The organism is Reyranella sp. (assembly GCF_036558665.1).
Lineage (GTDB): Bacteria > Pseudomonadota > Alphaproteobacteria > Reyranellales > Reyranellaceae > Reyranella.
On record NZ_DATBFE010000182.1, the window covers coordinates 1 to 6,708 of the forward strand.

5 protein-coding genes are annotated in these 6,708 nt (G+C 67.8%); 4 read left to right on the forward strand and 1 reads right to left on the reverse strand.

The window, feature by feature from the left end:
• From VH499_RS25020 to VH499_RS25035, 4 genes are all read left to right on the forward strand, one after another.
• The coding region (locus VH499_RS25020; protein ID WP_332055495.1) for an acyl-CoA dehydrogenase family protein at positions 1-1,066 on the forward strand (1,066 nt) is incomplete at its 5' end.
• A 47-nt stretch (positions 1,067-1,113) separates the two neighbouring features.
• Positions 1,114-4,698: an ATP-binding protein gene (locus VH499_RS25025; RefSeq protein WP_332055496.1), complete on the forward strand. Its 3,585-nt coding sequence runs from the start codon at positions 1,114-1,116 to the stop codon at positions 4,696-4,698.
• Positions 4,699-4,727: 29 nt separating this feature from the next.
• Positions 4,728-4,988 (forward strand): DUF4242 domain-containing protein, encoded by a 261-nt coding sequence (locus VH499_RS25030; RefSeq protein ID WP_332055497.1) that lies wholly within the window; start codon positions 4,728-4,730, stop codon positions 4,986-4,988.
• 72 nt (positions 4,989-5,060) lie between these two features.
• Complete coding sequence (locus tag VH499_RS25035) at positions 5,061-5,732, forward strand: Crp/Fnr family transcriptional regulator (RefSeq protein ID WP_332055498.1); 672 nt, start codon at positions 5,061-5,063, stop codon at positions 5,730-5,732.
• Here VH499_RS25035 and VH499_RS25040 read toward each other — a convergent pair.
• On the reverse strand, positions 5,733-6,708 hold a 976-nt coding region (locus VH499_RS25040), incomplete at its 5' end, for an isopenicillin N synthase family dioxygenase (RefSeq protein ID WP_332055499.1).

Consider the following 6,708-nt stretch of genomic DNA (forward strand, 5'->3'; position numbering starts at 1 on the left):
CGATCTCAAGGCCGCCGGCTATCTGAGCATGGCGATTCCGACCGAGTTCGGCGGTCTCGGCATGAACCTCGCGCAGGTGGCGCGCGAGACGCGGCGCCTCGCCGAATACGCGCCGGCGACCGCGCTCGGCCTCAACATGCACAACTATTGGATCGGCCTCATCGCCGACAACTGGCGCGCCGGCGACAAATCGAACGAGTGGCTGCTGCGCGAGGCGGCGGCCGGCGAGATCTTCGCCGCAGGCCACGCCGAGCGCGGCAACGACATTCCGGTCCTGCTGGCCACCACCCAGGCCAAGAAGGTCGATGGCGGCTTCACCTTCACGGGCCGCAAGGGGTTCGGCAGCCTGGCGCCGGTCTGGACCCGCTACGGCCTGCACGGCCTGTGGGCCGATGCGCCGGGCGGGCCCAAGGTCGTGCACGGCTTCCTGCCGCGCAATGCCAAGGGCTATCGCATCGTCGAAACCTGGGACACGCTCGGCATGCGAGCGACGCGTAGCGACGACGTGCTGCTGGAAGGCGCCTTCGTGCCCGACAAGTACATGGCACGCACCTTGCCGGCGGGCGGGGCCGACGCCTTCGTGGTGGCGATCTTCGCCTGGGCGCTGATGGGCTTCGCCAACATCTACTGCGGAATCGCCCAGCGCGCCTGCGACCTCGTGCTGCCGACCGTCAAGGGCAAGAGCTCGATGGGGCTCACGCGCAGCATGGCCTACCATCCGGGAATCCAGCATGGTGTGGCCGAGATGATCATGGCGCTCGACACGATCGCCCCGCTTCTCGACCACGTCGCCAACGAATGGTCGGCCGGGGTCGATCACGGAGCAGGCTGGCCGGCGAAGATCGTCTCGGCCAAGGCTCATGCTGTCGAGACCTGCTGGAAGATCGTCGATCTCGCGATGGAGCTGTCCGGTGGCGCCGGCATGTTCAAGTCGAGCGAGCTCGAGCGGCTGTTCCGCGATGCGCGCTGCGGCCGTTTCCATCCCGCGAACGCGATCCTCGCTCACGAGATCGTGGGCAAGACCGCGCTCGGCATCGATCTCGGCGAACAGCCGCGCTGGGGTTGACCGGCGTCGCTGCGCGGCGGCGTAGAGCGGTCCGTCGGAGAAGGCAAATGGCCGAAGATCTCGGGCGATGGCTCGTCGACCTGGGCCTCGGCAGATATGCCGAGGCCTTCGCGGCCAACGGCGTCGACTGGGATGTGCTGGCCGACCTCAGCGAAAAGGATCTCGAGTCGCTGGGCCTGCTGCTGGGCGATCGCAAGCGTCTGATGCGGGCGATCGCGGTCCTCGACGGGGACGGAAGCGGGAGCGCCGGCACGCCACCCGCGCGCCGCATGGTCGACGGCGCCGAGCGCCGCCAGATCACCGTGATGTTCGTCGACCTCGTGGGCTCGACGCCGCTCTCCGAGCGGCTCGATCCCGAGGACATGCGCGAGCTGTTGCAGGATTTCCACGCGCTCTGCGCCGCGGCGGTGGAGGCACAGAGCGGCCACGTGGCGCGCTACATGGGCGACGGCATCCTGGTCTATTTCGGCTATCCGCAGGCGCACGAGGATGATGCCGCCCGCGCGATCCATGCCGGGCTCGGCATCCTCGAGAGCCTGCGCTCAGCCAACGAGCGGCCGGGTGCGCAGGATGTACGGCTGAGCGTGCGCATCGGCATCTATACCGGCCTGGTGGTGGTAGGCGAGGTGGGCGCGGGTCCGGCGCGCGACCAGGACGCGATCACCGGCGAGACGCCCAACATCGCCAATCGCGTGCAGACCGAGGCGGCAGCCGACACGATCGTGATCGGCGATGCCACGCAGCGGCTGGTCGATGGCCAGTTCGACCTCGAGGATCTGGGGCCACGCCGGCTGAAGGGCGTCAGCAATCCAATCCGCCTCTATCGCGTGCTGGGCGAGAGCGGCGCGGTCGACCGCTTCACCCTGCGCGCCCGTACTCGCCGCGCCATGACGCCGCTGGTGGGACGCGAGGCGGAGCTTGAGATGGTGCGCCGGCGATGGCGCCAGGCCAACGATGGCGAGATGCGCTGTGTGCTGCTGGTCGGCGATGCGGGCATCGGCAAGTCGCGCCTGCTGCGCGCGCTGCGGGATGGCCTGCGCGGCGAGCCCTACAAGTTCCTGCCGATGTTCTGCACGTCCAATCATGCCAACAGTGCATTCTGGCCGGTGCTCGACTGGTTCCGGCGCACCCTGCGGCTGGGGGCACCGTCGCGCGCCCATACCGCCGCCGCGATGCTCGGCCGGATGGTCAAACCGCTCGACCTCGATATGACCGAGGCGATGCCCATCCTCGAAGCCTTCCTCGACCTGCCGGGCGACGAGAGCTACCGGCCGGCCGATACCGCGGTGCCGTCCTTCCGCCGGCAGCTGATCGACATCCTGGTGAAGATGTTCGGCGCGATGGCGCGTGGCAATCCCCTGCTGTTCGCGGTCGAGGATGCGCACTGGATCGATCCCTCGACGCTCGAGCTGCTGCAGCAACTGCAGGAGCAACTGCCGGCCGCGCGCCTGATGCTGCTCATCACCGCGCGGCCCACGTTCAAGCCGGGCTGGAGCTATCCGCAGTTCGTGCAGATCAACCTCGACCGCCTGTCACGGCGTGAGCGCACCGTGATGGTCGAGCGCCTGGTCGGCGACCGTACGTTACCCGAGCCGGTCGTGGCCGAGATCGTCGCCAAGACCGATGGCATTCCGCTGTTCGTCGAGGAGCTGACCAAGGCGGTGCTCGAAGGCAGCGTGCTGCGCGACAGCGGCGATGCCTACGAGGTCGTAGGCTCCCTGCAGGCGATCGCCATTCCCGACACCTTGCAGGGCTCGCTGATGGCGCGGCTCGACCGGCTCGACGCCGAGGCACGCGAGGTGGCCCAGATCGGCGCCACGATCGGACGGGAATTCTCCACCAGCCTACTGTCCCGGCTGGCTGGCCGCTCCGACGACGATCTGGACGCGGCGCTGGCTCGGCTCGTGGCGGAGGAGATCGTTGTGCCGGCGACGGTCGAATCCTTTGCCGGGCCATCGCACGTGTTTCGCCATGTCCTGATCCAGGAAGCCGCGTACCAGTCGCTGCTGCTGACGCGGCGGCGCCAGTACCATGCCGCCATCGCCGAGGCGATCGAAGCCCATTTTCCCGAGATCGCCGCCATGCAGCCGGAGACCATCGCCCAGCACTGGACATTCGCCAATCGCGTCGATGAGGCGATCGACTGGTGGCGCCGCGCGGGCGAGCGCGCCGTCGGCCGCAGCGCCTACCTGGAGGCGTGCGTCCACTTCCAGCGGGGTCTCGAGCTCGCCGAGCGCCAGCCGGGCGACGACCGCAGCCGCTATCGCCGGACCTTGCCGCTCTTGCTGGCGCGCGGCGACGCCGAGTTCAAGTCGGTGACGCTGCCGGCGCAGGCGACCTATCTCGAATGCGCGAACATCGCGCGCCAGGAGAACCTGCCGAGCCTGATGGTCGAGGCGGCCATCCGTTACGCCGACTCGGAAGTCTACCTCGCTGTCTCGAGCGCGACGTCGGTTGCGCTGCTCGAAGAGATGCTGGTGGTGGTCGGCGAAGATACGCTCGACCGGTGCCGGGTGCTGAGCCGGTTGGCCAAGGCCCTGCTCTCGACCGGCCAGACTGAACGCGGGCGCGAGGTGCTGCGCCAGGCGCGCCAGATTACCGCGCGGCTGAACGACCGGCGAAGCCTCTATGAGGTGCTGGTGAGCGATCTCATGCCGAATGCCGGCCCGCCGCCCTGTGGAGCGGCCGTCGAGGAGCGGCGGCAGGCGCTCGGCATGATCTGGGAAATCGCCCAGGGGTTCGAGTCGATGCGCAAGCTCGAGGCACTGACGCGCTCCGGCGCCGGCTACCTCGAGATCGGCGACATCGACGGATTCGAACGCGGCCTTCACAGGCAACGGGAGATCGCGCGCACGAGCCACGCCGACTTCGACAGGTGGATAGTCGCCAACGGCGATACGATACACGGCATCGTCCTCGGCACGTTCGCTGCCGCCGAACGCGCGTCGCTGGAGGCGCTGAAGGCGCTGAGCGGCCATGACGTCGACTTTCCGCTGGGCATCCATGGCATGCAGATGTTCACCATCCGCCGCGAACAAGGCCGGCTCGCCGAGGTGGCGCCGCTGGTAAAGCGTTTCGTGCACGAGAATCCCGACAACGCCATATGGCGGCCCGGCCTGATGCTGGTCGCGAGCGACCTCGGCTTCGAGGCGCAGGCACGACGGACATTCGAGGCGATGGCCGAATCAGGCTTTACCCTGCCGCTCGACAGCAAGCGCGCGGTGACGCTCACCTATCTCGCCGAGGTCTGCGCACAGCTCGGCGACAGCCGTCGGGCCGCCGAGCTCCACGAGCTGCTGCTTCCCTACCGCGATCTCGCGGTCGTCGTGCCGGTCCACGGACTGTGCTGCGGCGCGGCCGCGCGCTATCTCGGCATTCTGGCGACCACGATGCAGGACTGGCCGTCGGCCGAACGGCATTTCGAGTCAGCCTTGGCGACCGACGAGAAGATGAAGGCGTGGCCGTGGCTTGCCCACACCCGCCACGAATACGCCGCGATGCTGTTGGCGCGCGGCCGGCCGCAGGATAAAGTTCGCGCTTCGGAATTGCGTGGCATGTCGCTCGCTGCGGCCGACCGGCTTGGGATGGCCCGCCTGCGCCGGCGCCTCCTGGGTACAGTCGCTTCAGCCTGATCGTGTCAACGGGATTTGTGGGGATTGCAATGCCACGCTACGTGATCGAGCGGAATTACGCCGAACAGTTGGAGGCTTCCAAGCAGGCCAACGACATGATCAACCGGATCAACGACGAGGAAGGCGTGAAGTGGCTCTTCTCCTTCCTGAGTGCCGACCGCAAGAAGACCTACTGCCTCTACGAGGCGCCGAACGAGGAGGCGATCTGCGTCGCCGCTCGCCGCGCCGGCCTGCCGGCCGACGTGATCGTCGAGGTCAGCGAGGAGATACGGCCCGACATGTTCGACTAGGGTGGATTCCGGCCGCGTCGGGGTTCCGCAAGGGAGCGGCTGGTGTAGGCTCGCGTCCCGGGGGAGCCCGGATTGACGCCACACGAACTCTGCCGCCTTCATCCCTTTCTTGCCGCTCTGACCGATGCAGAGACACGCGAGCTCCTGAAACACGCCCATGTCCGTCGCTTTGCCGCCGAGGACATCGTGTTCCGCAAGGACGACCCCGGCGACGGCCTCTACGGCGTGCTCGCCGGCCGCATCGTGGTCACCGTGGAATCGACCGAAGGCAAGGAGCTGATCCTGAACATGTTCGGTCCCGGCGAGTTTTTCGGCGAGATCGCCTTGCTCGACGGGAAGGGGCGTACCGCAACGGCAGCGACCCGTGAACCCTCCGAGCTGCTGTTCCTCTCCCGCGCCGACTTCCTGCCGTTCCTGCGCCAGCGCCACGAGGCGGCGGTGCGGATCATCGCTTTTCTCTGCGAAAGGCTTCGGCGTACCACGGGCATGGTCGAGGACTCGGCCTTCCTCAACGTCTCGACGAGGCTCGCCAAGCAGCTCGCCGCCCTTGCCGGCACTGGCAAGTCGCCGCCGATCGCCATCCGCCTGTCGCAGGAGGAGTTGGCGCAGACGCTCGGCGTGTCGCGCGAGATCGTGAGCCGCCAGCTCGCGGTATGGCGGGAGGCGGGTGTCGTCGAGTTGGGGCGCGGCCGGATCGTGGTACGCGATGCCAAGGCGCTCGACCGGATCGTTGCCGGCGGATGACTACCAACGGGCGGTGGCTCGCGCTCCGGGCGCGACCTCGTCGGCGGTTGGCGCCTGGATGTTCTCGAGGTGGGCATAGCGCTGCGCTGCGAACCAGAGCGCGTAGTCGCCGAACCTGATCGGCGGGTATTTCGCCGGCTGCTCCGCCGAACGGCAGCTCGGCAGGCATTCGATCATCGTGTCATGGTCGGGATCGCAAAAGAAGGGGATGGCATAGCGGACCTGGCCCGAGACGTTGCGCACGCGGTGCGGCGTCGACAGGAAGCGCTCGTTGCTCCAGCGGTGGAGGATGTCGCCGCCATTCACCACGAAGGCGTCCTCGACATGGGGCGCGTCGTGCCATTCGCCGTTCGGCAGGTTGATCGACAGGCCCTGCACCTTGTTGGGCGGCAGCAGCGTCATGAAGCCCGAATCGGTGTGCGGCACCAGGCTGGCGATCCTGTCGTCCGACGCGTCGATCAGCGGATAGCGCGACTGCCGCAGGATCATGTGCGGCTTCCTGAAACAGGAATCGAAATAGTCCGCCGGCAGGTCGAGCGCGATCGCATAGAGCCGCACCAGCTTCTGGCACAGCGCCTCCATGGTGCTCATGTACTCGAGCGTCTGCTCCCGGAAGCCCGGCAGGTTCTGGGGCCACTGGTTCTGGACATGGAAGCGGCGGCCCGCGATCACGTCGGGATCGTCGGCGGCGCGGTCGCGGCGCAGGAAGAAGGCCTCGTTCTGGCTCGGCTTCTTGCCCTGGGCGGCGGCGTTGGGCGGCGCCGTCTCGGCGATCGGCATGTAGCCGATCGTGTGCTCGTTGACCTTGACCTTGAGCTTCTCCTCCATCGGCTGGGCGTGGAAGCGCGCGGCTGCCTCGTACTGCGCCTCGATCAGGTCCTTCGGAATGCCGTGGCCGGCGAGATAGTAGAAGCCGACATGCTCAAAAGCCCAGGCGAGCTCGGCAGCGGCCTTCTCGGCGGCGCCGGGCGTGCCG

What these genes read in the sequence shown, in the direction of transcription:
- VH499_RS25025 (WP_332055496.1), top strand. Translation starts at nt 1,114, where the DNA reads ATGGCCGAAGATCTCGGGCGATGGCTCGTCGACCTGGGCCTCGGCAGA.
- VH499_RS25030 (WP_332055497.1), top strand. Translation starts at nt 4,728, where the DNA reads ATGCCACGCTACGTGATCGAGCGGAATTACGCCGAACAGTTGGAGGCT.